At 62.6% G+C, this 26,263-nt stretch carries 26 protein-coding genes; 14 read left to right on the top strand and 12 right to left on the bottom strand.

Annotated features, from left to right (window positions below):
* Positions 1-115: 115 nt before the first annotated feature.
* The gene (locus ABX74_RS30735) at positions 116-238 is read right to left on the bottom strand and encodes a hypothetical protein (protein ID WP_003944443.1); all 123 of its coding nucleotides are present in this window, start codon (positions 236-238) and stop codon (positions 116-118) included.
* 320 nt (positions 239-558) lie between these two features.
* On the opposite strand from ABX74_RS30735, the gene ABX74_RS09450 reads away from it, so the two are divergent.
* The 3 genes from ABX74_RS09450 (at position 559) to ABX74_RS09440 (ending at position 5,563) form a co-directional block, all read left to right on the top strand.
* On the top strand, positions 559-2,292 hold the full coding sequence (locus ABX74_RS09450; protein WP_019749475.1) for an ABC transporter ATP-binding protein: 1,734 nt from the start codon (positions 559-561) through the stop codon (positions 2,290-2,292).
* Positions 2,289-4,355, top strand: a complete 2,067-nt coding sequence (locus tag ABX74_RS09445; RefSeq protein WP_047888720.1) for an ABC transporter ATP-binding protein — start codon at positions 2,289-2,291, stop codon at positions 4,353-4,355. The genes ABX74_RS09450 and ABX74_RS09445 overlap by 4 nt, the downstream gene beginning before the upstream one ends.
* Before the next feature lie 107 nt (positions 4,356-4,462).
* Entirely contained in the window at positions 4,463-5,563 is a 1,101-nt protein-coding gene (locus ABX74_RS09440; protein ID WP_047888745.1) for a CaiB/BaiF CoA transferase family protein, read from the top strand.
* A 59-nt stretch (positions 5,564-5,622) separates the two neighbouring features.
* Here ABX74_RS09440 and ABX74_RS09435 read toward each other — a convergent pair whose 3' ends face one another.
* Both ABX74_RS09435 and ABX74_RS09430 read right to left on the bottom strand, forming a co-directional pair.
* A complete protein-coding gene (locus ABX74_RS09435) occupies positions 5,623-6,726 on the bottom strand; it encodes a class I SAM-dependent methyltransferase (protein WP_042951098.1) in 1,104 nt (367 codons plus the stop codon).
* A gap of 47 nt (positions 6,727-6,773) precedes the next feature.
* A complete protein-coding gene (locus tag ABX74_RS09430; RefSeq protein WP_019749471.1) occupies positions 6,774-8,249 on the bottom strand; it encodes a PLP-dependent aminotransferase family protein in 1,476 nt (491 codons plus the stop codon).
* Between the two features lie 61 nt (positions 8,250-8,310).
* Here ABX74_RS09430 and ABX74_RS09425 point away from each other — a divergent pair, with 61 nt between their 5' ends.
* Both ABX74_RS09425 and ABX74_RS09420 read left to right on the top strand, forming a co-directional pair.
* A complete protein-coding gene (locus tag ABX74_RS09425; protein ID WP_047888719.1) occupies positions 8,311-8,541 on the top strand; it encodes a hypothetical protein in 231 nt (76 codons plus the stop codon).
* 45 nt (positions 8,542-8,586) lie between these two features.
* Complete coding sequence (locus tag ABX74_RS09420; RefSeq protein ID WP_019749470.1) at positions 8,587-9,057, top strand: 5' nucleotidase, NT5C type; 471 nt, start codon at positions 8,587-8,589, stop codon at positions 9,055-9,057.
* A 51-nt stretch (positions 9,058-9,108) separates the two neighbouring features.
* Here ABX74_RS09420 and ABX74_RS09415 read toward each other — a convergent pair whose 3' ends face one another.
* Positions 9,109-10,398, bottom strand: a complete 1,290-nt coding sequence (locus ABX74_RS09415; RefSeq protein WP_003944351.1) for an adenylosuccinate synthase — start codon at positions 10,396-10,398, stop codon at positions 9,109-9,111.
* Between the two features lie 283 nt (positions 10,399-10,681).
* Here ABX74_RS09415 and ABX74_RS09410 point away from each other — a divergent pair, with 283 nt between their 5' ends.
* From ABX74_RS09410 to ABX74_RS09400, 3 genes are all read left to right on the top strand, one after another.
* Positions 10,682-11,356 carry a hypothetical protein gene (locus ABX74_RS09410; RefSeq protein ID WP_019749469.1) on the top strand — a complete coding sequence of 225 codons (675 nt, stop codon included), beginning with the start codon at positions 10,682-10,684 and terminating at the stop codon, positions 11,354-11,356.
* Positions 11,353-12,123 carry a site-2 protease family protein gene (locus ABX74_RS09405; RefSeq protein WP_019749468.1) on the top strand — a complete coding sequence of 257 codons (771 nt, stop codon included), beginning with the start codon at positions 11,353-11,355 and terminating at the stop codon, positions 12,121-12,123. Before ABX74_RS09410 ends, ABX74_RS09405 begins: the two co-directional genes overlap by 4 nt.
* 70 nt (positions 12,124-12,193) lie before the next feature.
* A complete protein-coding gene (locus ABX74_RS09400; RefSeq protein WP_007726792.1) occupies positions 12,194-12,682 on the top strand; it encodes a GNAT family N-acetyltransferase in 489 nt (162 codons plus the stop codon).
* 97 nt (positions 12,683-12,779) lie between these two features.
* On the opposite strand, the gene ABX74_RS09395 is transcribed toward ABX74_RS09400, so the two are convergent.
* Both ABX74_RS09395 and ABX74_RS09390 read right to left on the bottom strand, forming a co-directional pair.
* The gene (locus ABX74_RS09395; RefSeq protein WP_047888718.1) at positions 12,780-14,018 is read right to left on the bottom strand and encodes an HNH endonuclease signature motif containing protein; all 1,239 of its coding nucleotides are present in this window, start codon (positions 14,016-14,018) and stop codon (positions 12,780-12,782) included.
* A gap of 92 nt (positions 14,019-14,110) precedes the next feature.
* Positions 14,111-14,608, bottom strand: a complete 498-nt coding sequence (locus tag ABX74_RS09390) for a winged helix-turn-helix transcriptional regulator (protein WP_003944415.1) — start codon at positions 14,606-14,608, stop codon at positions 14,111-14,113.
* Between the two features lie 58 nt (positions 14,609-14,666).
* Here ABX74_RS09390 and ABX74_RS09385 point away from each other — a divergent pair, with 58 nt between their 5' ends.
* The gene (locus ABX74_RS09385) at positions 14,667-16,082 is read left to right on the top strand and encodes an MFS transporter (protein ID WP_047888717.1); all 1,416 of its coding nucleotides are present in this window, start codon (positions 14,667-14,669) and stop codon (positions 16,080-16,082) included.
* Positions 16,079-17,248, top strand: coding sequence for a thiolase family protein (locus ABX74_RS09380; RefSeq protein ID WP_047888716.1), 1,170 nt, complete (start codon positions 16,079-16,081; stop codon positions 17,246-17,248). Before ABX74_RS09385 ends, ABX74_RS09380 begins: the two co-directional genes overlap by 4 nt.
* A 28-nt stretch (positions 17,249-17,276) precedes the next feature.
* Here the strand turns inward: ABX74_RS09380 and ABX74_RS09375 are convergent, their stop codons facing one another.
* Positions 17,277-17,933: a class I SAM-dependent methyltransferase gene (locus ABX74_RS09375; RefSeq protein ID WP_003944335.1), complete on the bottom strand. Its 657-nt coding sequence runs from the start codon at positions 17,931-17,933 to the stop codon at positions 17,277-17,279.
* 240 nt (positions 17,934-18,173) lie between these two features.
* Between ABX74_RS09375 and ABX74_RS09370 the strand changes: the two genes are divergently transcribed.
* Positions 18,174-19,115, top strand: a complete 942-nt coding sequence (locus ABX74_RS09370; protein WP_020968812.1) for a DUF808 domain-containing protein — start codon at positions 18,174-18,176, stop codon at positions 19,113-19,115.
* Here ABX74_RS09370 and ABX74_RS09365 read toward each other — a convergent pair whose 3' ends face one another.
* Positions 19,116-20,066, bottom strand: a complete 951-nt coding sequence (locus tag ABX74_RS09365) for a helix-turn-helix transcriptional regulator (protein ID WP_047888715.1) — start codon at positions 20,064-20,066, stop codon at positions 19,116-19,118.
* A gap of 64 nt (positions 20,067-20,130) precedes the next feature.
* Between ABX74_RS09365 and ABX74_RS09360 the strand changes: the two genes are divergently transcribed.
* A complete protein-coding gene (locus ABX74_RS09360; protein WP_029254754.1) occupies positions 20,131-20,595 on the top strand; it encodes a pyridoxamine 5'-phosphate oxidase family protein in 465 nt (154 codons plus the stop codon).
* Here ABX74_RS09360 and ABX74_RS09355 read toward each other — a convergent pair.
* The 3 genes from ABX74_RS09355 to ABX74_RS09345 form a co-directional block, all read right to left on the bottom strand.
* Positions 20,585-21,514, bottom strand: a complete 930-nt coding sequence (locus ABX74_RS09355; RefSeq protein ID WP_019749454.1) for a cation diffusion facilitator family transporter — start codon at positions 21,512-21,514, stop codon at positions 20,585-20,587. The two genes, ABX74_RS09360 and ABX74_RS09355, sit on opposite strands and share 11 nt — an antisense overlap.
* A 91-nt stretch (positions 21,515-21,605) precedes the next feature.
* A complete protein-coding gene (locus ABX74_RS09350; protein ID WP_019749453.1) occupies positions 21,606-22,751 on the bottom strand; it encodes an FUSC family protein in 1,146 nt (381 codons plus the stop codon).
* Complete coding sequence (locus ABX74_RS09345) at positions 22,738-23,154, bottom strand: DUF3151 domain-containing protein (RefSeq protein WP_003944361.1); 417 nt, start codon at positions 23,152-23,154, stop codon at positions 22,738-22,740. Before ABX74_RS09345 ends, ABX74_RS09350 begins: the two co-directional genes overlap by 14 nt.
* A gap of 124 nt (positions 23,155-23,278) precedes the next feature.
* On the opposite strand from ABX74_RS09345, the gene ABX74_RS30730 reads away from it, so the two are divergent.
* Positions 23,279-24,202, top strand: a complete 924-nt coding sequence (locus ABX74_RS30730) for a nuclear transport factor 2 family protein (RefSeq protein ID WP_047888714.1) — start codon at positions 23,279-23,281, stop codon at positions 24,200-24,202.
* A 79-nt stretch (positions 24,203-24,281) separates the two neighbouring features.
* On the opposite strand, the gene fbaA is transcribed toward ABX74_RS30730, so the two are convergent.
* Positions 24,282-25,319, bottom strand: a complete 1,038-nt coding sequence (fbaA, locus tag ABX74_RS09335) for a class II fructose-bisphosphate aldolase (RefSeq protein WP_021343256.1) — start codon at positions 25,317-25,319, stop codon at positions 24,282-24,284.
* A 180-nt stretch (positions 25,320-25,499) separates the two neighbouring features.
* Between fbaA and ABX74_RS09330 the strand changes: the two genes are divergently transcribed.
* The gene (locus ABX74_RS09330; protein WP_029254751.1) at positions 25,500-26,237 is read left to right on the top strand and encodes a VTT domain-containing protein; all 738 of its coding nucleotides are present in this window, start codon (positions 25,500-25,502) and stop codon (positions 26,235-26,237) included.
* Positions 26,238-26,263 lie beyond the last annotated feature (26 nt).

Raw genomic sequence — 26,263 nt, 5'->3', positions numbered from 1 at the left:
CCGCGTTCAACTTGGTCACGAACGCGAGAACGCTCTTGAGGAAGGCGTCGAGATTCTGAATCGAGGTCATGCGACTACTCCTGTGTTGTTTCGGAAGAATTGTTGTGGTCGAACGTCAGGAGTTCGAGCTCGCGGTGTCCAGCCCCTGAAGGGTCTTGAGCATGTTGACCAGGGGAAGAAGCTGGAGAATGCCCCAGCCCATGCCGTTGGCCTTGAGAAGGTTTCCGAGGGATCCCATGTGTGACTCCTTGCATGAATATCTATGACGCGGCGCACGTTTTGTTCGCTCCGCCCCTTTGTAGCCAAGCTAAATACGTACGTCCAGTTTGTTTCGATCCAAGTAAAACCGTGACATATTGGAGCAATATGTAAACCGGCAGTTCAGGCCCTGTGACCTGAAACCAATATCGAATTCAAGTGTGTTGGACATCACATTCGATTTGGACAAATGGTTGCAATCGTCAGAGTCGGTGCCAACCTCGACCACGATCTGTCATACCGTGTGCTTGTGATCAATCGCGAACGAGCGGCAACCGAAGCAACTCACCGGGAACCGTCGTGCTAGCAAAACTCCTCAAGGCGTACCTGCCGCCGTACCGCTGGTTGCTTGCCGGGGTCCTCGCACTTCAACTCTTCGGGGCCATCGCGTCGTTAGTCCTCCCCACGCTCAACGCTCGGATCATCGACGACGGTGTCGCCCGAGGCGACACCGGATTCATCATGTCCACCGGCGGGATCATGCTGCTGGTCTCGCTTGCGTCGATCATCGCGTCGGTCGCATCGACCTATCTGGCGGCAAAATCGTCGATGGGCTTCGGCCACGACGTTCGAGGCGCCTTTTACAAGGCCGTCGGCAGCTTCTCTGATCGCGAATTCAACAGTTTCGGTGCGCCGACGCTGATCACACGGAACACCAACGACGTCCTGCAGATCCAGGCCCTGGTCATGCTGACCTCCTCGATGCTCGTCAGCGCCCCACTGATGTGTATCGGCGGCATCATCATGGCGCTGCGCGAGAACCTGCAGATGTCCTGGCTCCTGACGATTTCGGTACCACTGCTCGGCATCACCGTCTCGGTCGTGGTGGCCAAGCTGATCCCGCACTTCCGGACGATGCAGACGCGGATCGACAACATCAATCGATCACTGCGCGAACAGCTCACCGGTATGCGTGTCATCCGCGCCTTCGTTCGAGAACCCGACGAGACGATCCGCTTCGACAAAGCCAACAAGGAACTGACCGACACCTCGCTCCTCATCGGTCGCTACCAGGCGGTTCTGCTGCCCACCGTCATGTTGATCGCCAACCTGTCGAGCGTCGCGGTGCTGTGGTTCGGCGCGCATCTGGTCGATACCGGAGACATGCAGATCGGCCAGATCAGCGCCTTCCTCGCCTACGTCATGCAGATCCTGATGTCCGTGGTCATGGCGACCATGTTGGCCGTCGTGATCCCCCGCGCGGCCGTGTGTGCCGACCGCATCACCGAGGTACTCGACACCGAGCCGACCGTGCCCGCACCGGCCCAGCCCCTTCGCCCGACCAGCCCCTACGGCGTTGTCGAGTTCGGTGGAGCCGGATTCACGTATCCGGGAGCAGAAACGCCGGTCCTGTCGAATGTCTCGATGCGATGCATGCCAGGAACGGTCACCGCGATCGTGGGCAGTACCGGTAGTGGCAAATCGACCCTCGTCTCACTCATCCCCCGACTCTTCGACGTCACGGCCGGCGCCGTCCTGGTCGACGGCTTGGACGTCCGTGGCTGGGATCAGGACGAACTCTTCGCCAACTTCGGATACGTGCCCCAGAAGGCCTACCTGTTCGCCGGCACGATCGCGAGCAATATCCGCTACGGAAACCCGACCGCCACCGACGACGACATCTGGGCAGCCCTCACCATCGCCCAGGCAGACGACTTCGTCCGTGAACTCTCCGACGGTCTCGAGTCTCCGATCGCCCAGGGCGGCGGCAATCTCTCGGGCGGACAGAAACAACGTCTCGCCATCGCCAGAGCTGTGGTCCGCAGACCCCGGATCTTCGTCTTCGACGATTCGTTCTCCGCACTCGACATGCACACCGACGCCGCAGTCCGACGCGAACTCCGCACGGTCTCGACTCATTCGACGGTCATCATCGTCGCGCAGCGCGTCGCGTCCATCATCGATGCCGACCAGATCATGGTCCTCGAAGACGGCGCTCCGGTCGGTCTCGGCGACCATCAGTTCCTCCTGGCCAACTGTCCGACGTACCAAGAGATCGTGGCTTCCCAGATTCCCGCGGAGATGAGCGCATGACCAGCCCGCAGGACCCGACGTGGGGCAGCCCCAACAGCCAGTACTTCGACGATGCCCCGACGGTGGTGTTCGCCAAGATCCCGAGCGAACCTGAATCCGCGAACGGGGATGCGAAGTCGAGTAACCCCGAGAACCCCGACAAAGAGCCGAAGCCCGCGCTGACCGCGACGGACACCAAACCTCGCCACTTCAAGGCGACGATGAAGCGGCTTCTCTCGCTTCTGCAGCCACACAAGTTTGCGGTCGTCTGTGTCGTCGTTGCGACGATCGCCAGCATCGCGCTCTCCGTCGCGGTGCCGAAGATCCTCGGTCACGCGACAGACCTCATCTTCGCCGGGTTCATCGGCAAGAGCCTGCCCGCCGGACTGACCCGCGATCAGGCAGCAGAGGCGATCCGCGCATCAGGAAATTCGACGTTCGCCGACCTCGTCGCCAACTCGACCGACGTCGTTCCCGGTGTAGGTCTGAACTTCGACGCCATCGGCAAAGTCGTCATGCTCGCGATCGTCGTGTACTTGCTCTCGTCGCTACTTGCCTGGTTGGAAGCATTCCTCCTCAACATCATCGTCCAGAAGACCATCTACAACCTGCGTGCCTCGGTCGAGGCGAAGCTTCACCGTCTCCCCCTTCCATACTTCGACAAGACGCCGCGCGGCGAGATCCTCAGCCGCGTCACCAACGACATCGACAACATCTCGTCGACGTTGTCGTCGACGTTGACCTCACTCCTGACGTCGGTGCTCACCGTCCTCGGCGTCCTGACGATGATGTTCGTCATCTCCCCGATGCTCGCCCTGATCGCACTGATCGCGGTGCCGGTATCGGTGCTCCTCGTTGCCAGGGTCGCCAAGCGTGCACAGGTGTTGTACAAGGCTCAGTGGACCGAGACGGGCAAGATCAACGCACAGATCGAGGAGAACTACAGCGGTCGCGACCTGGTACGCGTGTACGGGCATCAGGCCGAAGCCGAGCGTGAATTCGCCGAGCAGAACAAGAAACTCCTCGACGCGTCCTTCGGCGCACAGTTCCTCTCCAGCCTGATCATGCCGGTCATGAACTTCGTCGGAAACATCACCTACGTGCTGCTCGCTGTGGTCGGCGCACTCAAGGTCGCCAGCGGCAACATGTCACTCGGTGACGTTCAGGCGTTCATCGTCTATTCGCGCCAGTTCAGCCAACCACTCACGCAGATCGCGTCCATGTCGACGAGCCTGCAGTCCGGAGCAGCGTCGGCCGAGCGGGTCTTCGAGCTTCTCGACGAACCCGAGCAGTCGCCCGACATCGACGTGCCACTAATGCCCGAGCCTGCCGGACGCCATCGCAACGTCGGACACATCGAGTTCGAGAACGTCTCGTTCCGCTACGAGCCGGACAAGCCGTTGATCGAGAACGTGTACCTGACGGCTCGGCCCGGGCAGATGGTCGCCATCGTCGGACCCACCGGTGCCGGCAAGACCACCTTGGTCAACCTGCTCATGCGCTTCTACGAAGTCGACTCGGGCCGAATCACTCTCGACGACGTCGACATCTCGCAGATGCGCCGCTCCGACTTGCGCAAGCACGTCGGCATGGTTCTGCAGGACACCTGGCTCTTCGGCGGAACGATCCGCGACAACATCGCGTACGGCCGGCTCGACGCCAGTGAATACGAGATCCACGAAGCCGCACGCGCTGCCTTCGTCGACCGCTTCATCCACACGCTCCCGGACGGGTACGACACCGTGCTGGACGAGGAGGCATCGAACATCAGCTCCGGCGAGAAGCAGCTCATCACGATTGCCCGAGCATTCCTGTCGGAGCCGTCGCTGCTGATTCTCGACGAGGCGACCAGCTCGGTCGACACACGTACGGAACAGCTTGTGCAGCAAGCAATGTCCGCGTTGCGCGTCGGGCGCACCAGCTTCATCATCGCGCACCGGCTCTCCACCATCCGTTACGCCGATCTGATCGTCGTGATGGAGGCGGGCAAGATCGTCGAGCAGGGCACACACGACGAACTCATCGCAGCGGCGGGCGCGTACTTCCGTCTCTACAACGCTCAGTTCGAGGGTGCCGCCGTCTAGTGATCGGCGCCTCCCTCGGCGGACACAGTGCCCCGGAGCACACCTGACCGATTCGACACGTTACCGTCGAGTCAGGAGTGTTGTCACCGTCTGAATTGGGAGTGCGTGTGTCTGCAGAAGCTGTGGAGAAGAAGGGCCCGCTCGCGGGCATTCGGATCGTGGAATTCGCTGGATTGGGACCGGGCCCGCACGCCGCGACGCTGTTGGCGGACATGGGCGCCGACATCGTCATCGTGCAGCGCGCAGGGCAGATTCCGCAGGACTCGAACGCAACCGACCAGATCAAGCGCGGCCGCCGCATCGTCGAGGCCAACCTGAAGGATCCGGCCGACGTCGCCAAGGTTCTCGATCTCCTGGGCCGCGCCGACGTCCTCATCGAGGGCTTCCGCCCCGGCGTCATGGAACGCATGGGACTCGGACCCGACGTGGTGTCGGAGCGCAATCCGCGCCTCGTTTACGCCCGTATGACGGGCTGGGGACAGGAAGGACCGCTCGCCAACGCCGCCGGTCACGACATCAACTACATCTCACTGACCGGTGTCCTCAACGCCATCGGACGCAAGGGTGAACGCCCCGTCCCGCCGCTCAACATGGTCGGCGATTTCGGCGGCGGTTCCATGTTCCTGATCTTCGGCATTCTGTCGGCTCTCGTCGAGCGCTCGACGTCCGGTAAGGGCCAGGTCGTCGACGCGGCGATGGTCGACGGAACCCTCGCGCTCTCGCACATGATGTGGGCATTCCGCGGTCGCGGCGTCTGGTCCGACGAGCGCGGCGTCAACCTCCTCGACACCGGCGCTCCGTTCTACGACACCTACGAGACCTCCGACGGCAAGTACATGGCCGTCGGATCCATCGAACCGCAGTTCTACGCATTGTTGCTCGAGGGCCTCGAACTCGATCCCGCGACGCTCCCTCACCAGATGGACACGTCCAAGTGGGACGACATGAAGACGCTCTTCACCGAAAAGTTCTTGTCCAAGACTCGCGACGAGTGGGCCAAGATCTTCCTCGGCACCGACGCCTGTGTCTCCCCTGTCCTGACTTTCGCCGAGGCTCCGTCCAACGAACACATCGCGGCCCGCGGTTCGCTCATCGAACTCGACGGCGTCACTCAGCATGCTCCCGCACCGCGCTTCTCGCGCACGCCCACCGCGACGCCCGCTGCGCCGGCGCGTGAGGCGACGGAAATCGACACGGTCTGGACCTAGGGCCTTCGGCCCCGTGCGCGGTTAAGGAGCCTCAGGACTCTCTAACCACGCACGGGGCGTCAGCCCAACCTGTAGAACCTGAACATCTCGTGCTCGATCGGCAGCACGTCCACCCGCTCGAAACCGGCCGCCTTGGCATAGCTTTCGAGTGTCGAGTGCCTCATCACCGTCCCGGTGGCAACGCTCCCCGGATGCGACAGGCTGTCGGGCAGGCAGCACGTCAGCGAAAAGCCGTACAGCAATTGCTCGATCGGACCCGCCTCGGGATCGAACACATCTGCCGTTCGTTCGTCCATGACGATCACCGGAGCGCCCGGCTGGGCAATCGCCCGAGCCGTGGACAGAAATCCCACCGGATCCGGAACGTCGTGAAGGCATTCGAAAGCGAAGACGGCATCGTAGGTCCCGGCATCGACTCGCCCGGCCTCAGGAGCCTGTCCGGCGACGTCGACCAACGAGAAATGTACTCGGTCGTCCACCCCACGATCGTGGGCGTTACGACGGGCAGCGTTCACCGATGCCGCGTCGACGTCGAAGCCGTGCACTTCGATCTTCGGGTATCCGAGGGCGAGCGCGATCGACGACCAGCCCTCCCCCATCCCGAGATCAGCGACCTGCCCGCCGCCGACAAGAATGGCGTGCAGGTCGGTGACTACCGGCAGGAACTGCTGACAGAGCTGCTGGAGATACATCGGCCGGTTCAGCAGCGCCTGGCCCTCGCGAGCATCGGGGCCCATCGATTCCCACGTGACTCCCCCGCCGTGACGATAAGCGTCGAGTAGACGCGGCATCGACGACGTCGTCGCGACGAACAGCCTCGCCAACGGCGCCAGAAAAAGCAGGTTCTCGTCGTCGACCAGAACATCGGCGTGGGCCTGCGGCAGGCTGTACCGGCGATCGGCATCCGAATTGACGTCCACATAACCGGCGACGGCCTGCTGCTCGAGCCACTCCCGCGCATACCGTTCGACGGTCCCGGTCCGGTCCGCCAGCTCCGTCGACGTGAGCGGGCCGTGATCGCTCAGCGCGCGGTACCAGCCCAGCCGGTCGCCCAGATACACAGCCTGCAGCTCCGACGCCCCGAGCGTGGCCGCGAACAATCGTTCTGCGAGCGCGTCCGCCGCACTTGTTCCCGCTGCGCCTGTACCGTCTACCGCCGTCATGCCCTACCTCCTGGTTTCACACCACTTTCAGGGTGTGTACCCAGTTCTCAGACGACGACCATTCGTTGGTCTGCCGTGTCGCGATCCGTCGCGAGGGTGTCGTACGCAGCGGCGATGGACGCGACGCCGCGAATGAGGTCCTCGGGAGAACGTGCGTACGGCACGCGGATGAATCGTTCGAACGCACCTTCGACGCCGAAACGGGGGCCGGCGGCAAGGAGTACGCCGAAGTTGGGTGCCACCGCCGCCAACGCCGTCGAGACTGGCGCGGACATTCGCATCCAGACCGACATTCCACCGGAGCCGATGGTGGGACGCCAGTCCGGCAGATGCTCTGCCACTGCACCGAGGAGTACCGCACGCTGTTCTCGCAACACTTCGCGACGCTGTTCGAGCAACGAGCGGTCGTCGGCGAGCAAGTAAGCGGCTGCCAACTGATCCATGACGGGAGTACCGAGGTCGACCGCGGCACGCGCCCCCACCAACTGGGTGATGAGCGCGGCATCGGCGCGAATCCAACCGACACGTAGCCCGCCCCACAGCGACTTCGCGGTCGAACCGAGCGTCACCACTTCGGTTTTCGCCGCGCCTCGCCCATGTGAGGCGACCGGTGCCGGAGGCGGTGCGTCGAGCCACAGGTCCACCATCGTCTCGTCGACGACCAGAGTCATTCGCGTTTCGTGCGCAATCTTCGCAAGCTCGGCGCGGCCGGAAGAGTCCATGCAGAGGCCGGTCGGGTTGTGAAAGTCGGGAATCAGGTACGCCATTCTGGCAGCGGTTTGCCTTGCTGCACTTCGAATCCCGTCGAGATCCCAGGCTCCGGCCGCCGCGAACTCCGGTCGGACCGGAACCGGTACGGGCCGAGCGCCGTTTCGCCGAATCGCTTCCAGCGCATTGGGGTACGTCGGATGATCGACCAGCACTCGCTCGCCGGGTGAGGTGAGCACCGACAGCAACAATCGAAGCGCGTGCTGCGCACCCGAGGTCACCATGATCTGTTCGGCGGTGGTGGGAAGACCCCGCGCCGTGTAGCGCTGCGCGATCACGTCACGCAAGTCGGCGATCCCGACCGGTTCCATCCCGTGCGTGGGCAGGAAGTTCGGAAGTTCCTGCAGCGCAGACGCATACGCCAGTTCGACCTGAGCGGCGGGAGCTGCCATCGCCGCGTAACTGAGGTCGACGACGGGCCCACTCGGCCCCGGTTGATGGGAGCGGAACATCAACCCGTTCGGCCGCGCGCCGGCGGGCAAAGCCACGGTGCTTCGCGAACCCTGCCGGCTGATCAGATACCCCTCGTCTCGCAGCACCGAGTACGACGACGTGATCGTGGTCCGACTGAGTTCGAGCACCGCCGCGAGTTCACGCTCACTCGGCAGTGCGACCCCCAGCGGAACGCGACCGTCGTGCACGAGCAGGCGGATACCGTCGGCAAGCGCACGGTACGCGGGCCTGCGCCCAGACTCTTCCTGCCAGGACCCCAGATCGCGCGCAAGCGAACGGGCACCGAGAACTCGAGTCATCATGCAGTCCAGTATCGACAACTTGGCTATGTAACTCAATACCAGTCGAGTTGATCATATGTCCATGACTACCTTCGCAACCCTGATCGCCATCGGACTCTTCGTGGCACTCGTCTACTTCTTCGCGCCCGCTGAAGGTGAAGGTACATACATTCGTTTGGAGCAGTTTCGCCTGGCAGCACCCCTCGGCGGCATCTTCCACGACAAGACTTCAGACCGCGAAAACGACGCTGTCAGACCCCCGTGCGATTGTGATCAGGGGGAAGAATTCACTGATCTCAGTCCAGTTGCGTAAAACTGGACTCTTTTCGCACTCAGAAAGTCTCCAGAGAGGGATTGCATGCCGGCTTCCAAAAAGATCCTCTACATCGATCTCGACAACACCTTGGTCAACTTCCAGTCGGGCATCGATCGCCTGACCGACGGCGTCCGGGAGAAGTACAAGAACGACCTCGACGAAGCGCCGCACATCTTCTCTCGCATGGATCCTCTCGACGGTGCTATCGACGCCTACCACCAACTGGCGCAGCAGTTCGACACCTACATCCTCTCGACAGCGCCGTGGAAGAACGCCACAGCCTGGCACGACAAGGTTCTGTGGGTCCAAGAGCACCTCGGCATGGAGGAGGGCAGCGTCGCGTACAAACGTCTGATCCTCTCGCACCACAAGCACCTCAATCGAGGCGATTACCTCGTCGACGACCGCGGAGCAAACGGCGCAGATCGATTCGAGGGCGAGTGGATCAAGTTCGGCAGCACCGAGTTTCCCGACTGGAAGACCGTCACCGCACACTTGTCGAAGCTGGCTTGAAACACGAATCCCCGCTCCTGCTTGCAGGAGCGGGGATTTCGAGGGAACGAACTAGCGGACGATTTCGCGCCGGACGATCGTCTCGTCGCGGCCGGGACCGACACCGATGCAGGAGATGAACGCACCCGAAAGCTCTTCGAGCCGAAGCACGTAGTTCTGCGCATTCTGCGGCAGTTCCTCGAAGGTGCGAGCCTCCGAGATGTCCTCCCACCAGCCAGGCATCTCTTCGTAGATGGGCTTGGCGTGGTGAATGTCGCTCTGCGACATCGGCATTTCGTCGTGGCGGACACCGTCCACCTCGTACGCGACACAGATCGGCACGGTGTCGAGGCTGCTCAACACGTCCAGCTTGGTGAGGAAGTAGTCGGTGATGCCGTTGACGCGCGTCGCGTAACGCGCGATGACTGCGTCGAACCATCCCGTACGACGAGCGCGTCCGGTGGTGACACCGACCTCGCCGCCCTGCTTCGCCAGGTATGCGCCGTGATCGTCGAACAGCTCCGTCGGGAACGGACCGGAACCGACACGCGTCGTGTACGCCTTGAGGATTCCGAGCACCGTGGTGATCTTGGTGGGACCGATGCCCGAACCGACCGCCGCACCACCTGAGGTGGGGTTGGACGAGGTCACGTACGGGTACGTGCCGTGGTCGACGTCCAGCAGAGTGCCCTGCGAACCTTCGAGCAAGACGGTCTCGCCGCGCTCGAGGGCGAGGTTGAGCTCCAGGCGCGTGTCCGAGATGCGGTGCTTGAAACCCTCGGCCTGCGTCAGTACCTCTTCGACGACCTGCTGCGGGTCGAGTGCCTTGCGGTTGTAGATCTTGACCAGCACCTGGTTCTTGAATTCGAGTGCCGCTTCGACCTTCTGGGTCAGGATCTTCTCGTCCAGGACGTCCGCAGCACGGACACCGACACGGGCGATCTTGTCCTGGTAGCACGGGCCGATACCGCGGCCGGTCGTGCCGATCTTCTTCGCTCCCAGGAAGCGTTCGGTGACCTTGTCGATGGCCACGTGGTACGGCATGATCAGGTGCGCATCAGCAGAAAGCAGCAGGCGGGACGTGTCCACACCGCGCTCTTCCAAGCCTGCCAATTCGGTCAGCAACACACCCGGGTCGACGACGACACCGTTACCGATGACGTTGTTGACGGCGGGGGTGAGGATTCCGGACGGGATGAGGTGCAGTGCGAACTTGTCACCGTTCGGCAGAACCACGGTGTGTCCGGCGTTGTTACCGCCCTGGTATCGCACGACCCACTGAAGCTGCTCGCCCAGTAGATCTGTAGCTTTGCCCTTACCTTCGTCGCCCCACTGGGCGCCGATCAGGACGATTGCCGGCATGACGTTGTCTCCTACGGTCGACGTGCAGCAGTTGTCCCGCCGCATTGGTACTGCCTGGCTTCCGCGCACATGATGCAGCGCCGAACTGTTGCAGTGACCGAAGGAGCAGTCTAGCCCAGAGCACCAGACCAGACCTGACGGTCCAGAATTTGGCCGGTGACCATCACGATTGCGAGTCGACACAGAGACTCGCACTAAGATCGTCGGCAGTGATTCGGACGGCCATTTCGGGGAAGGGTGGCGAGGTCCCACTACCCGAGAAGAAGTCTTGATCGAGCTAGGAGTGGCTTTGACCCCTGTGGTGCTCAAATGTGGCGATTCGCCGGTTCCACTCCCCCTGGGTGAACTCACGTCGTTCACTGTCCCTGAACTTCCGGAGAAGCAGGACTTCGACGAGGCCCTGTCCCAACTGCAGGTCGTCACGGAGCCTCGCTTGATCGTCGTGGGTAACGACGGCGCGTTTGCCGCGGCATTGACACGGTTGATGCGACTGGAGCGACTGAACGTCGAACTCGCCTACGTCACCGAGAACAGGTCCGACGCAACCGACGCGTACAAACTCGCAACCGGTGCCCGGGCTGCGCGCACGGCGTTGAAAGGCACAGTCCACACCGTGCCGCTCATTCGCGACGACGCCGGAATCGCGCTGGTCGGTGCGGCAACTGTCACGGGTCCGGCCGATGCCGCCGAATTGATCGGCGAGGCGTACGTCGACGACAACAAGCTGTTCTCCGGCACAGTCCCCGGTATCCGGATTGTGCCGAGCCCCAAGCTCCCCGGGATCAAGGCATCGGTCGACCGCAAGAGCCGCTGGAGCGGGCGACGATGGCTGGAAGGCCGAGCGATTCAGCTGGGCTCGCCGGCAGCGCGTCTGGTTCGCGACGGGGTGGCCAACCCACGCGATCTCAAGCGTTCGACCTTCTACCGGCACGACAAGACTTGGTTGTTGGTCAGGTGAGAACCGGAGCAGCACGGTCCGCGGTTCGTCCGAGCCCTGTCTTCCTGGGCGTAGTTGCGATCACCGTCATCGCCGGTGTTGTCGCCTGGAACTCGACGTGGGGTTCCATCGCGGGCCGTGCGGGTGTTTTTGTCCTCGTGGTCGCAGGCTGGGTGGTCACGCTGTGCTTGCACGAATTCGCCCATGCATATCTGGCGTGGCGTCACGGAGACACCGACGTCGAGGCTCGTGGTTATCTGACGCTCAACCCGCTCAAGTACAGCCATCCGATGCTCTCGATCGGTCTGCCGGTGCTGTTCATCGCCTTGGGCGGCATCGGGCTTCCCGGCGGCGCCGTGTACCTGCGCACCGGGATGTTCCCGCCCAAGGTGCAGGCGCGAATATCGCTCGCCGGTCCGTTCACGAACGCCGTCGCCGCGGTAATTCTCCTCGTCGTCATACGTACGTACGGCTCATCGGCGGAGCATCTGACGTTCTGGGCCGGCCTCAGTTTCCTGGCCTTCTTGCAGGTCATGGCAACAGTTTTGAACCTACTTCCAGTCCCCGGTCTGGACGGTTACAACGCGCTGGAGCCCTACCTCGCGCCCAACACACGACACCAACTCGACCAGTTCAAGCCGTACGGACTGCTCCTGCTGGTTGCGCTCCTGTTCGTCCCGCAGATCAATGTCGTCTTCTTCGATGCGATCTACTGGATCTTCGAACTGAGCGGTGTGTCCGACTACTACGCCATGCTCGGTAACGCCCTCATGCGTTTTTGGACGTGATCGAGTGCACTGGAGGAGACTCGTGAGAGTCTGACATTTCAGACATTCATTCTTCTTCAGGAGAGCATCGATGATTGCGACGTCATTTCAGTCCGGCGGAGTGGAGTACACCCTCACGCGGGCCGAGATTCGACACGTGGAAGCACTGATCGACTTGCTCGCCGACGACCCGATCGGGAGCACCCGGGAGACGACCAACCCCGAGGCCCGAACGATCTACGAGGACGCATTCAAGCGAATCGACGAGGATCCGGCGCAACTCCTCGTCACCGTTCTGGTCGGTGACGCAGTGATCGGCACCATGCAATTGACCTTCATTCCGGGTATGAGCCGAATGGGGGCGACACGACTGCAGATCGAAGCTGTTCGCGTCCACGAGGACTACCGGAGCAAGGGCATCGGCAGTTCGATGATCCGTTGGGCCTGCGAAGAAGGTGCCCGGCGCGGCGCGTTCCTGGCGCAGCTCACCTCGGATCAAACTCGCAAGGAAGCCCACGACTTCTACGAGCGACTCGGATTTGTCGCCTCCCACGTCGGGTTCAAGAAGTCGCTGAGCTGACACACAGCCACCCAGCCAACCACCCAGACTCCCAAAGGCGGGCTCGAGCACCGGGGCATGGCGGTGCCCCGGTGCTCACGTCTCGAGTTGTTTCACTTCAGGCTGCTGTGGGTGGGCTGTTCCCGCCGATCGGCTGTTGATACGGGTCAACGGACATCGGCGGATAGAACACCGACTTCCGATCCGGGCCGACCTCCACCCGCCACTCCGTATGATGCAGCGTCCGATGATGATGACCGCACAACAAGATCAGATTGTCGAGATCTGTTGGGCCACCATCGTTCCAATGAACAATATGGTGAGCATCGCACCACCCCGACGGCGTCCCGCACCCCGGAAACGCGCACCCACCATCCCGAACTGCCAACGCCCGCCTCTGCGGCACCGTCGCGGTTCTGGCTTCCTTGCCGCAGTCGAGCGGAACACCGTTCTCATCCAACAAAATCCGCGTGACCGTGCAGTCGCACGCCAGCATCCGTGCAGTGTCGATGTTGATCGGGCCCACCCAATCCGCCCACGCAAATCCCAGCTCCTCGGTGGACGGCAGGAGGTCTTTCAGAACTTTAAGGTCCGTCATGTCTTTCGCGCTGGCGGTGACCGTGATGTGCGGTTTCACGCCGCCCTCGATCGGACCCAACCCCGCCCGCTCATACCGGCGCAACAACTCGCAAAACCCGTCCGCACGCCGTAATGCCGGAGTACGCGTGTCCTTGACACCGTCCTTCTCCGGCGTCGGAGCGGACAGGCTCGACAGCAACGTGATCAGACGGGCCCCGTTCACAGCATCCAGATCACCCTTCACAGTCACTCTGCCGTACAGGCCTTTCGAGGCGTAGAACTCATTACGCTCCGAATCCTCCCCGACCGGAACACCGTCCTCACGCTTGCCGTACTGCTTCTCGATCCGCCGAATCGCTGCCCGCACCGCATCACAATCGGCAATGTTCTTCGACGCCAACCCGAGCAGAATCCCGCGGGCCTTGTCCACATCCGCCAGGGTCATGTTCTTCGGTGGATGCTGACAAAACGACGCCACCTGCCGCGCCTTCAACGCATCAACATCACCCCGGTGAAACGCATCGCCCACAACAGGTTCGAGCATCAACAACCGCGCCAACCCGACCAGCAGACTGCACTCACCGATCTCCAGATTCGTCGAACCATGCAACCACTGCGCGATCGCCCGAAAACCCTTCCCCCCGAGAACCTCACGGGAAAACATCTCCACGATCAACAACACCATCCGCGACTGCAACTCGTGCCGGACACGCACCAGATCCAGAACCTCACCCTTGAGGCCCTCACCATCCAGCTGCCATGCTTCCCGACTGTTCATACCGAAAGTTTAATCGAACATACTTTCGATAACCAGAGACAAAACGGACAACTTCAAGAAGACCTACACTCGAGAGCTGTTGAGATGCATTGCTATTCGCGCAACCGCCGACGCGATTCGTTGACAGAGACTCGCAACTCCCCCAAAGGCACTTCACGACCCGACTCACTGCGCACCTCGACGCGAACACGCTCGCCAGTGGCGTCGTCCGCCACCTCCAACGGTCCGCCTTTTCCGCCGTGCAGATACTTGTCTCCCCACTGCATCAGCGCAAGAACCGCCGGCAGCAAGTCACGGCCCTTCTCGGTGAGCACGTACTCGTGCCGCGTCCGCTTTCCAGGCTCCTTGTACGGCACACGCTCGAACAGTCCCGCCTCAGTGAGTTCTTTCAGCCTTGCCGACGCAACCGCCTCGGTGATGCCGACTCGCGACGCGAAGTCGTCGAAACGCGTTGTGCCGTAATAGGCCTCTCGCAGAATGAGCATCGCGGACCGGGTGCCGACCACTTCCATCGCCCGCCCGATCGAACAGTGCGTGGCCCGCCAGGCGTCGCGATCTTCGAGCACTCCGGTCAGTCGTACAGCGTCCATGCAATTCACCATACCACCTGGCTTGCCATAACCATAGCCAGAGTCTAGATTGCTGACTATGGAACTTCATAGCCAGCCAGTGCGGACTGGGCCGCTCCTCGCAATTCTGTCGGGAGCGCCGTTTGTCGCCAGCCTCGATCTTTTTGTGGTCAACGTGGCCTTCGGCGACATCGCCAAGAGCTACCCGGGCCACTCGCTCGGCGAGTTCAGTTGGATCCTCAACAGTTACGCGATCGTCTACGCCGCGCTGTTGATCCCCCTCGGACGCTGGGCGGACCGGATCGGGCACAAGCGCGCCTTCATCGCCGGCCTCGCACTGTTCACCCTCGCCAGCGCCGCCTGCGCTTTCAGTCCGTCATTGTGGGCACTGGTGGCATTCCGCATCGTTCAGGCAGTCGGCGCCGCAGCGCTCACCCCGGCCAGCCTCGGCCTCCTGATCAGTGCACTCCCGGCTGCGAAACGTCAATCCGGCGTACGCATCTGGGCGGCAGCCGGCGCGGCCGCTGCGGCATTCGGCCCCGTCGTGGGCGGCATTCTCGTCGAGGCGTCGTGGCGCTGGGTCTTCCTGATCAATGTTCCAGTCGGGATCGTATTGCTCTACTTCGCAGTCCGACTCGTCCCGGATACAACACACAAGGACTCCGATGCCGGGATCGACTTCGTCGGCGCCGCCCTCCTCACCGTCGGAATCGGCTCTCTCGCGCTGGCACTCGTCCAGGGACCTGATTGGGGATGGACCGACAACCGCGTTCTGATCGCCTTCGCCGTCGCCGTTGCGACCCTACTTTCGTTCTGGTGGAGCAACTCTCGCCATCGCACTCCGTTGATTGCTCCCGATCTTCTGAAGATCCGCTCCTTTGCCTGGTCCAACGTCACCGCCATCCTGTTCAGCGCGGCATTTGCTGCCGGACTGCTCTCGAACATCCTCTGGCTGCAAGAAGTTTGGGGATACTCGGCATTGCGCACCGGTTTCGCCGTCTCGCCGGGTCCGCTTCTGGTTCCGCTGTTCGCGATCGCCGGTGGATCGCTTTCGCGCAAGTACTCGGCGGGACGCGTCGCCGCACTCGGCAGCCTTCTGTGGGCAGTCGGAACGGTATTGGTCCTCGTCTCGGTTGATTCGACGCCCAACTACGCGACCGGACTACTGCCGGGCTGGATCATCGCCGGAATCGGTGTCGGCCTTGCCCTGCCGACCATTCTGTCGCAGGCCACGGCGGATCTTGTACCGGCCCGATCGGCCACCGGTAGCGCAATCGTCAGCATGAGCCGACAGATCGGAACCGTTCTCGGCGTGAGTGTTCTGATCGCGGTTCTCGGCTCCTCCGTCGACCCCGACACCTTCCGCCAGGCCTGGTGGGTGATCTTTGCCGTCGCGCTTGTGTCTGCCCTGGCATCGCTGGGAATGACGCCTGCAACCACACCCGCCCCAGTTGTCCCTGCTGAATCCGCCATCCCTGAAAGGAATTTGTCATGAGAGACGCAGTTATCGTCGAAGCCGTTCGCACTCCGATCGGCAAGGGAAAGGCGAACGGCGCCCTGCACGGCATCAACGCCGTCGACCTCCTCGCCCACAGCCTCAAAGCGGTAGTCGAGCGCACCGGGATCGATACCGCGCTGATCGACGACGTCATCGGCGGCGCGGTCAGTCAAGTCGGTGAACAGAGCCAGAATGTCACTCGCACCGCCCTTCTCGCCGCCGGCTACCCTGAGTCGGTACCGGGAACCACCGTCGACCGACAGTGTGGAAGTAGCCAACAAGCAGTTCATTTTGCTGCTCAGGGCGTTATTGCCGGTGCGTACGACATCGTTGTTGCTGCCGGAGTCGAGTCGATGAGCCGAGTGCCGATGGGCTCGAGCAGCGTCGGGCGCGAGTCACTCGGTGTAGGTTTCGAAGAGCGCTATCCGGACGGACTGGTACCGCAGGGCATCAGCGCCGAATTGATCGCTGCCAAGTGGGGACTGAGCCGCACCCAACTCGACGAGTTCTCGGCGTCAAGTCATCGGAAAGCCGCGCTGGCAACCGAGAGTGGTTACTTCACCAAGGAACTCGCCACGCTCCCGCAACTGTCGGTCGACGAGGCCATCCGCCCCGGCACCACGGTCGAGACCCTTGCCGGCCTACGGACCGCCTTCGAATCCGACTACTACGCCCAGCGATTCCCACAGATCGACTGGTCCATCACCGCGGGCAACAGCAGCCCGCTTTCGGACGGCAGTTCGGCGGTGATGATCACGACCAGTGAGATCGCCGCGAAACTCGGCCTCACACCGAAGGCACGACTGCACAGCTTCGCTGTCGCCGGCGACGATCCGCTGTACATGCTCACGGCGGTCATCCCGGCCACCGAGAAGGTCTTGGCCCGTGCGGGTTTGACGATCTCGGACATCGATCTGTTCGAGGTCAACGAGGCCTTTGCTCCCGTCGTCCTCTCGTGGGCAGCAGACACCGGCGTCGATCTGTCCAAGGTGAACGTCCACGGCGGTGCCATCGCACTCGGCCATCCGCTGGGCGGCAGCGGAACCCGGATCATGACCACTCTGGTCAACGCTATGGAACAGCGCGGCGCGCGCTACGGACTCCAGACCATGTGTGAGGCAGGTGGGCTGGCCAACGCAACCATCCTGGAGCGCTTGGGCTGAGCAATCACCGCTGGACGGCACTCGGACACTAGTGACCGAGTGCCGTCCATTCGGGATCCGGCTTGCGCGCAACGACCCGGAACACGATTCCACCCCGTCCACTGCGCTGCACCTCGTCGATCAGGAAGCCTGCGTTTTCGAGGTATCCGACCGGTTCGCGGGTGAGGTGATCGGCACCGAACCGTACAGAAAGCGGTTCGACGGCCTTCATCAGCGCCCGTACAACCGTGTTGGTGCTCGGCCCGTGCTCAGCGAGCACGAATCGACCACCAGGCACCAGCACTCGAAATGCTTCGCTGGCAACTCGGTCCGGATCGGGGATCGTGCAGAACGCGTAGGTGGAGACCAATGTGTCCACGCATTCGTCAGGAACATCGAGTGCTTGCACGTCTCCGAGTCGTAGGTCGACTTCGGTCTTCACTCCCTCGGAGACCTTGACCCTGGCCTGATCGAGCATCGCAGTCGAGATGTCCACGCCGATGACGTAGTCGACGTCGTCCCCGTAGAGCGGCAGGTTCAGCCCGGTGCCCACGGCAATTTCGACCACGCGCCCATGCGCCTGATCTACAGCCCATTTCCGGGCGTCACCGAGCACAAAGCGCTCGAAGCGCCCGATCTGTCGGTCGTAGTGCGCCGCCATTGCGTCGAAAGTCTTGGCGACCTGTGCAGTGTCTGGTTCACGCATAGTGCCCCGTTTCGATCGATCTTCTGTGCAGTCTTACACGCGAGCACCGGGTCGGGAAGACCTTTCGTGACGAAGAGCGACCGGCCGCGCGACGCAGTCCCTGACGGATGACCCCGGTATCGTTCCAGGTGACCTGACCTCACCAACGACCATCATGGATAGAGACCTCGTGCGATCAAGTAACTGCGTCACCGGATCGGTCCGGCCACCTTTTTCCACTGATTCCACTGGAGGTCTGTGATGGCCGGAGGACTCTTCGCCCTGCTCGACGACGTCGCAGCCCTGGCTCGTATGGCTGCCGCCTCGATCGACGACGTCGCCGCCGCAACCGGTAAGGCGACCGCCAAAGCTGCAGGCGTCGTCATCGACGACGCAGCCGTCACGCCGCAGTACGTCCGTGGGCTCGCGGCCGAACGCGAGTTGCCCATCATCAAGCGCATCGCCATCGGGTCGCTGCGCAACAAGCTGCTGATCATTCTTCCGATCGCTCTGCTGCTGAGTCAGTTCCTCCCCTGGCTGCTGACGCCACTGTTGATGGTCGGCGGCTGTTACCTCAGCTACGAAGCGGTTCACAAGATCTGGGGTGCGATTTTCGGCCACGGTGACCACCACGAGGCCGCTGACGAGCATCCTCGCGACGAAGAAGCAGTGGTTTCCGGCGCCGTCCGCACCGACCTGATCCTGTCCGCCGAGATCATGGTGATCGCACTCAACACCATCGCGGGCGAAGGTTTCTGGAGCCGGTTGGTGATCCTTGCCGTCGTGGCGGTCGTCATCACCGTGGTCGTCTACGGCGTCGTCGGACTGATCGTGAAGATGGACGACATCGGATTGAAGATCGCCGAGACGTCGTCTGGCTTCACCCACAAGGTCGGCCGAGGCCTCGTTCGCGGCATGCCTCACGTGATGTCGGTGCTCTCGGTGGTGGGTACCGCCGCGATGCTGTGGGTCGGTGGCCACATCCTGTTGGTCGGCATCGACGAACTGGGTTTCCACCCGCTGTACGACGCCGTTCATCACGGCGAAGAAGCAGTCAGTGACATCGCCGGAGTCGGCGGGGTACTGGCGTGGATCGTCAACACCCTTGCGTCGGCGGCACTGGGTCTGGTGGTCGGCGCCATCATCGTCGCAGCTCAACTGGGTATCACCCGCCTGCTCGCAAAGCGTTCTGCAACGGCCTAGTCACTGCGAGTTGTGGCGGAGCACCATCTGCTCCGCCACGGCGCGCAGTCCTTCACGCAACGACCGTGGCTCGAGCGCTTCGACGTCCGCTCCCAGACCGATCAACTGCGAGAGCGCGACAGCTTCGCTCTCGAGTTTCAGCTCCGCACTCACCCATCCGTCGTTGTCCTCCGGCCCCACTTCGACGGCAGCGGCAAGCTCGCCCACCACATCGGGGAGCCGGCGCCTGCCCTCTGGTGACAACCGCACGCGACACTCGAAGCGAAGCAGCGAACGGTCGAACTCGGCCATCGACGCCGCCCACCACGACGGCAGGTCGAAATCCACCGGCCGAGTGAACGAATCATCTTCTACCACGGCATTTTTGATGCGCCCGACTCGAAACGACAGCGTTCGACCGTTCATCCCCGCCACCAGATACCAAACACCGGCTTTGATGACCAGACCCAGCGGATCGACCGTCCGCTCGCGATCACGATAGGCGAAGCGCAGTCGACGCGAGTCCAGCACAGCGGATGTGACGATCGGAAGCGCAGAGATGTCGTCGACGCCGCCGAACCAACCCGGAACGTCTACCAGGATTCGGTCCTGCCACAGTCGTGCACTCTCGCGCAGGGGACCGGGCAGGGAGCGGAGCAGTTTGGCCCCCGCCGAACCGACGGCGTCGGATCGCCCGAGATCTGCAGCGATGGACGGCACGCCCAACAGCATGAGTGCGGACGTCTCGTCGTCGGTCATACCGGACAGCTTGGACTGCCAACCGTCGAGCAGACGGATGCCACCACCGGGGCCGCTCTCGGTCCAGATCGGCACGCCGGCAGCCGACAACGAGGCCACGTCGCGGTAGATCGTCCGCACCGAAACGCCGAACTCTTCGGCCAACTGATCGGCGATAACGCCGCGACTCCCCTGCAAACGCAGCATGAGTTGGAGCAACCGCGCGGATCTCATGGACCGAACATTACCGAGAATCACTGACAGAAGTTGTCAGGAATAGGGGTGCACAATGACCGTCATGGTCACTTGGAAGCAGTTCTCCGAAGAAGTACCCGCTCTTGCCGACGCGGTCCAAGCACGATTCAAAGCCCACAAGCATCACGTCCTCGCAACGCTGCGCAAGGACGGTTCACCGCGCGTGAGCGGCACCGAAGTCGAAATCCTCGACGGACGTCTGGTCCTCGGTTCGATGTTCGGCGCACTCAAGGCGAAGGATCTCATCCGTGACGGGCGCTACGCCCTACACAGCAATCCCGGTGAGCACACCATGGAGGGCGGCGATGCGAAGATCGCCGGAATCGCACGCGAGGTGACCGGCGACGAGTTCGAAGCCGTGCTCGCAAGCTACACCTACGAGGTTCCGAAACCCCTGCACCTCTTTGTCCTCGACATCGACGAGGTGGTGCACACGACGGTCGACGACGAGCACATGTACGTCGATCTCTGGAAGCCGGGCAAGGAGATCACCCGCTTCACCAAGTGACGTTCTTCTCGCAATGCTCGCCGTTGGCACACGATTCCACCTGAACGGTGGCGTGGGAAAGACCGTGACTCTCGAGGACGGTGCGCGCGGATTCCAGAACGTTCGACGAATTCGCGTCACTGGTCAGGTGGACTGTCGCGACATCCATGCCGGTGGTGAGCGTCCAGACGTGTAGGTCGTGAACACCCATCACGCTCGGCAGCGCCGCCAGGTCGGCCTCGACCGCTTCGACGTCGACGTCGGCCGGCGACGCCTGCGTCAGAATGCGCAGCGATGCTGCGGCCAGTTTGATCGCACGCGGCACCACCCACAGCGAGATGAGAACACCGACGACGACGTCCGCCCACGTCCAGTTGAACAGCAGGACAAGGCCACCGGCAATCAGAACTCCGACGCTACCGACGGCGTCTGCAAGCACTTCGAGGTAGGCGCCACGCACCGCGAGGCTGTCCTTGGAATCGCCGCGCAGCATCAGCATCACGACGATGTTCGCGGCCAGACCGGCGGCCGCAGTGATGATCAGGGCGCCGCCCGGGATCTCGGGTTCGTTACCGATGCGGCCGATTGCCTCGTAGAAGACCCAGGCGGCGACGGCCAGCAGCATCACGGCGTTGGCCATGGCGGTCAGCACTTCGGCGCGGTGCCAACCGAAGGTCCTGGCCGCGGTGGTGCTGCCCTTCTTCGCGAGCAGCAAAGCCGTCAATCCCATGGCCATGCCCACCACGTCGGTGAGCATGTGGCCGGCGTCGGCAAGCAGCGCCAGCGAGTTGATCAGAATGCCGACCGTGGCTTCGAGTACGAGAAATGCAACGAGGATCGCAAGCGCGATCGCCATTTTCTTGATGCGTTGCGGTGACGGCCCTACTCCGACCGAATCTGCTGCCGAGTGGCCGTGTGAATGGCCGTGCCCTGCTCCCATTTGTCCTGTTCCCTCCCAAGTCCTTCTCAGAGCATATGCATACATTCGCATACATACAATGAGTTGCTCAGTGAGCGGGAAAAGGCAGAGGTCAGTGATCCGGCTCGTACGCCGGGTGCGGCACAGTGGGCGGCAGAGTGGCGATCGACGAGATGCGCTTCATGCCTGCTACCTGCAAGAGGTCGACGACCAGCGATCGAATCTGGGCAAACACCACCGTCGAGGACAGGCCCGCGTTCTCGACTATCGCCGGTTTCAGTTCCTTCGCCACCGAGCGCAGGACGCGCGCTGCCTCGGCCTGATCAGGCTGCTCACCCGGCTCCGCCAGGATCATGTCCTTGAGAACTTCGACGGCTTTCGACAAGCGCTCGACCTGAGCCACCAGACGAGGATCGAGGATCTCGTCGTCCCTGACCAACGTCAACGAACGACGCGCGAGCACTCGAATGTTGCGCATCGCGTTGTCGATGGGATCGGCTGTCGCCATGAGCCTTTCGAGGCGCGGTCGACTGTTCCAGTACAGCGGGGAGATTCGGCTGATCTCGCGCCCGCCGAGAAGGTTGCTGCGCAATCCGTCGATGGCACCCTGAGTAGCGCGCGCCTTCTGCAGCGCCTTCACGATCGGGTCCGGATCGTTCGCGACGAGGCCGTCTGCCACCAATTGCAGTACCTCTGACGCTGTTCCGAGAATCGATGCAGCGTCCTTGCGTGCGCGTCGTACCGGGTGCGTGGGGATGATCGCGACCACCGCGATGCCCACCAAACCACCGACAAGGGCGTCGATCATGCGATCGGGCCCGCCGCTGCCGCCCGGTGGGATCAGCGTCGCCACCAGCACGGCCGAGTTTCCGGCCTGCATGGAGAAGATCGGCCCGCTGTTCAGTAGCACCGCGACGGACATCGCCAGCACGACAACCAAACTGATCTGCCAGGGTCCGCTCCCGATGCCGGAGATGATCAGGTCACCGATTCCGATACCGACCGTGACACCCGCAACCAACTCGAACGAACGTCGTAGTCGGGCGCCCAACGACAGACCGAGCGAGACCACGGCAGCAATCGGCGCGAAGAACGGCGCATGGTGCCCGATCACCGTAGTGGCAACCCACCACGCCAATCCGGCCGCCAAGGCACATTGAATGATCGGTAGCGCCGACGTCTGAAGCCGACGCACCGATTTGCGAGCACGGTCCTTGATACCGGCCCGGCTCGGACGGAAACTGCTAACCGAGGCCAAGCGCTTCGGCGGCGTTGGGATCGCAGTCTTCGAGCAGATCTAGGCAACGCGCGTACTCGTCGGCCTCACCGATCGTCTTCGCGGCCTTGGCCAAGACAGCGACGCAACGGAGGAATCCGCGGTTCGGTTCATGGCTGTAGGGCACAGGACCGAAACCCTTCCAACCGTTACGACGCAGTTGGTCGAGTCCGCGGTGGTAGCCGGTACGCGCGTAGGCGTAGGCAGTGATGGTTTCGCCCTTGTCCAGGGCAGCCTCGGCGAGGTAGGCCCACGCGATGGAGGCAGTGGGATGGTCGGCCGCGACCTGGGCCGGGTCAGCGTGGTTGAGCAGTGCCGATTCCGCCTCGTCGTCGCCGGGAAGCAGAGTGGGCTTGGGTCCGAGCAGGTCACCGAATTGGGTCATGCGCTCATTGTGCCCGCTACGCCTTTCTGCCACAGGACCGCCTCGCCGACGGTCGGAGTTATGCCCGGTCATACCGGTCGTTACCCTGACATGGTCATTGCCGCATAAGACCGAAGGGTTACCCGTGCCGGACTCGAAAGACGACAACTCGAAAAAGAGCGCAGCCCCGAACGGTGCGCCCGAGAAGTCGGCCCCGACCGAACCTGCGACTGTGGCGATCCAGAAGGCAGACAAGAACTCGAAGGCGGACAAGAACTCGAAGGCGGACGGCGACGCCAAAGCCGCCAGCGCGCCAACCGTCGCGATCCCCAAGGCAACTCAGGCACCCACAGCAACACCAGCAGAAACACCGGCAGCAGCACCGACACCCCAGCCCAAGCCGGAGCCCGCCACCGTCGCGATTCCGAAAGCCGCGCAGCCGACACCGCCACCCCGGCAAGCTCCAACCCCGCCGCCACCGCCACAGCGCGCCGCGCCTCAACCGCCACAGCGCTCCGCGCCTCAACCGCAGCAGCGCGCCGCACCTCAACGTGTGGGTGTCGCAGCGACCCCACCGCCGGCCCAGCCGATGCCGACTCGCATCGAGCCTGCCGCGCCGGAAAAAACCAAGCGCAGCGGCAAGGGCTGGTACATCGCGGCAGCAGCGGCCGGCGTCGCCGTCCTCGCGGCAATCGGCATCGCAGTCTTCGTCTCGTCCAACAGCGGTAGCGGCGAAAGCTCACCTGAAGCCCAGGTTCAGACCGCCATCTCGACGTACGTCGATGCTCTTCAGACCGGCGATCTGGCGACGCTACGAACGTCGACGTGTGGGGCGCTGGGCGAGTACTACCGCACCATTCCGGACGCAGCGTTCGCTCAGGTCCACGACAATGCCGTCGCTCAGAAGACGATCCCGCAGGTCGGAGCCGTCGATGCGGTGCGCATCACCGACGACACCGCGATCGCGCAGGTCCAGGCAAGTTTGCCGAGCACCGGCGAACAGTCGTGGCGCACGTTCGACCTCGAGCGCCAGGACGGCACGTGGAAAGTCTGCGATCCCAGCAAGTAAGCACCTGAACAGAAAATGCGCGCCGACGAGAAATTCGTCGGCGCGCATTTTGTTCTGTGATGCTGAGTTGTGAAGCCGATCAGCCTGCGGACACCGAGCGTCCGGCCGACTTCAGGTCGTTGCACGCCTCGACGACGCGAGCCGTCATGCCTGCTTCGGCCTTCTTGAGGTAGCTGCGCGGGTCGTATGCCTTCTTGTTTCCGACCTCGCCGTCGATCTTGAGGACGCCGTCGTAGTTGGAGAAGAAGTGTCCGGCGATCGGACGGGAGAACGCGTACTGGGTGTCGGTGTCGACGTTCATCTTGACGACGCCGAAGTTCAGCGAATCCTCGATCTCGGACTTCAGCGATCCCGATCCACCGTGGAAGACGAAATCGAAGGGCTGCGAGCCTGCGGCCAGGCCGAGCTTGGCAGCGGCGACCTTCTGGCCCTCTTCGAGAACCTCGGGCTTGAGCTTGACGTTGCCCGGCTTGTAGACGCCGTGGACGTTGCCGAAGGTGGCTGCGAGCAGGTACTTGCCCTGTTCGCCGATGCCCAGAGCATCGACCGTCTTCTCGAAGTCTTCACTCGAGGTGTAGAGCTTGTCGTTGATCTCGGCCTCGACGCCGTCTTCTTCGCCGCCGACGACACCGATCTCGACCTCGAGGATGATGCGTGCAGCCTTGGAGAGGGCGAGCAGTTCCTTGGCGATTGCCAGGTTCTCGTCGATCGGGATAGCCGAGCCGTCCCACATGTGCGACTGGAACAGCGGGTTACGACCGGCGTCGACGCGCTCCTGCGAGATCGCGAGCAGCGGACGCACGTAGGTGTCCAGCTTGTCCTTCGGGCAGTGGTCGGTGTGCAGCGCGATGGTGACGTCGTACTTTGCCGCGATCACGTGTGCGAACTCGGCGAGCGCAACAGCGCCGGTGACCATGTCCTTGACGCCCAAACCGGAACCGAACTCGGCGCCGCCCGTCGAGAACTGGATGATGCCGTCACTGCCGGCGTCCGCGAAGCCCTTGATGGCTGCGTTGATGGATTCGGAGCCGACACAGTTGATGGCGGGGAAGGCAAAGGAATGCTCCTTGGCCCGACCAAGCATCTCGGCATAGACCTCGGGAGTTGCGATAGGCACGGCGGGAGTCCTCCATATACGTGTCGTTCGGAGCGCTCGGCGATGTGAAAGCGCTTCGTGTGGTCCTAGCAGTATGGCAAGTCCGACTCGTCACGTCTCTTTGCGGTCTCGGCCGCCGCCACCGACGCGATGACCTGCGGTGGTGGGAAACACTCAGATTCGGCCGGTACTCTGGCCCCCGTGAATGTGCAGGCAGCAACTGAATCCGTGACGAACCTGGCCTTGCTGCCCGGCTTCCTCGATCCCGTGAACCTCTTGAATTCCTTCGGAACGTGGGTTCTGGTGGGACTGCTTCTGGTGGTCTTCATCGAATCAGGGCTGCTGTTTCCGCTCTTGCCCGGCGATTCTCTGCTCTTCACCGCAGGGCTGATCGCGGCTTCCAAGTCGACGGAGATCGAACCGTTCGCGCCGCTGTGGGTGCTCCTGGTGACGATTCCGATCGCCGCGATTCTGGGTGACCAAGTCGGGTTCTACATCGGCGCCAAGGGCGGAACTGCCCTGTTCAAGACGGACGACGCGCGGTTCTTCAAGAAGAAGTACATCGACGAGTCGCATGCCTTCTTCGAAAAGCACGGCCCGATCACCATTATCCTGGCGAGGTTCGTGCCGATCGTGCGTACTTTTGCACCGGTTGTCGCGGGCGCCTCGAAGATGAAGTACTCACTGTTCCTGACCTACAACATCGTCGGCGGCATCCTGTGGGGTGCCGGTGTGACTTTGCTCGGCTACCTCCTGGGGCAGATCGAATTCATCCGCGACAATGTCGACTACATCTTCATCTTGATCGTCCTGGTGTCGGTTCTGCCGATCGTCTTCGAAATCGGAAAGCGAATTCTGGCGTCGAGACGTGGTGAATCGGCGAATACTTCCACTACGGACAATTCGACGGTGACAGTCCCCGAAGACCCCACCCCCTGATTGCAGAACGAGGCGAAGAACTGACC

Origin of the sequence: Rhodococcus sp. ARP2 (assembly GCF_001029585.1) — a bacterium.
Taxonomy (GTDB): Bacteria; Actinomycetota; Actinomycetes; order Mycobacteriales; family Mycobacteriaceae; genus Rhodococcus_F; species Rhodococcus_F erythropolis.
This window is presented reverse-complemented; position numbering and strand designations above follow the sequence as displayed.

Bases quoted from the DNA above. Each gene is read 5' to 3' on its own strand.
- ABX74_RS09355 (WP_019749454.1), bottom strand. From the start codon at position 21,514: ATGGGAGCAGGGCACGGCCATTCACACGGCCACTCGGCAGCAGATTCG.
- ABX74_RS09400 (WP_007726792.1), top strand. From the start codon at position 12,194: ATGATTGCGACGTCATTTCAGTCCGGCGGAGTGGAGTACACCCTCACG.
- ABX74_RS09365 (WP_047888715.1), bottom strand. From the start codon at position 20,066: ATGAGATCCGCGCGGTTGCTCCAACTCATGCTGCGTTTGCAGGGGAGT.
- ABX74_RS09435 (WP_042951098.1), bottom strand. From the start codon at position 6,726: ATGACGGCGGTAGACGGTACAGGCGCAGCGGGAACAAGTGCGGCGGAC.
- ABX74_RS09425 (WP_047888719.1), top strand. From the start codon at position 8,311: ATGACTACCTTCGCAACCCTGATCGCCATCGGACTCTTCGTGGCACTC.
- ABX74_RS09370 (WP_020968812.1), top strand. From the start codon at position 18,174: ATGGCCGGAGGACTCTTCGCCCTGCTCGACGACGTCGCAGCCCTGGCT.
- ABX74_RS09420 (WP_019749470.1), top strand. From the start codon at position 8,587: ATGCCGGCTTCCAAAAAGATCCTCTACATCGATCTCGACAACACCTTG.
- ABX74_RS09430 (WP_019749471.1), bottom strand. From the start codon at position 8,249: ATGATGACTCGAGTTCTCGGTGCCCGTTCGCTTGCGCGCGATCTGGGG.
- ABX74_RS09385 (WP_047888717.1), top strand. From the start codon at position 14,667: ATGGAACTTCATAGCCAGCCAGTGCGGACTGGGCCGCTCCTCGCAATT.
- ABX74_RS09445 (WP_047888720.1), top strand. From the start codon at position 2,289: ATGACCAGCCCGCAGGACCCGACGTGGGGCAGCCCCAACAGCCAGTAC.
- ABX74_RS09390 (WP_003944415.1), bottom strand. From the start codon at position 14,608: ATGGACGCTGTACGACTGACCGGAGTGCTCGAAGATCGCGACGCCTGG.
- ABX74_RS09415 (WP_003944351.1), bottom strand. From the start codon at position 10,398: ATGCCGGCAATCGTCCTGATCGGCGCCCAGTGGGGCGACGAAGGTAAG.
- ABX74_RS09375 (WP_003944335.1), bottom strand. From the start codon at position 17,933: ATGCGTGAACCAGACACTGCACAGGTCGCCAAGACTTTCGACGCAATG.
- ABX74_RS09380 (WP_047888716.1), top strand. From the start codon at position 16,079: ATGAGAGACGCAGTTATCGTCGAAGCCGTTCGCACTCCGATCGGCAAG.
- ABX74_RS30735 (WP_003944443.1), bottom strand. From the start codon at position 238: ATGGGATCCCTCGGAAACCTTCTCAAGGCCAACGGCATGGGCTGGGGC.
- ABX74_RS09395 (WP_047888718.1), bottom strand. From the start codon at position 14,018: ATGAACAGTCGGGAAGCATGGCAGCTGGATGGTGAGGGCCTCAAGGGT.
- ABX74_RS09360 (WP_029254754.1), top strand. From the start codon at position 20,131: ATGGTCACTTGGAAGCAGTTCTCCGAAGAAGTACCCGCTCTTGCCGAC.
- ABX74_RS09345 (WP_003944361.1), bottom strand. From the start codon at position 23,154: ATGACCCAATTCGGTGACCTGCTCGGACCCAAGCCCACTCTGCTTCCC.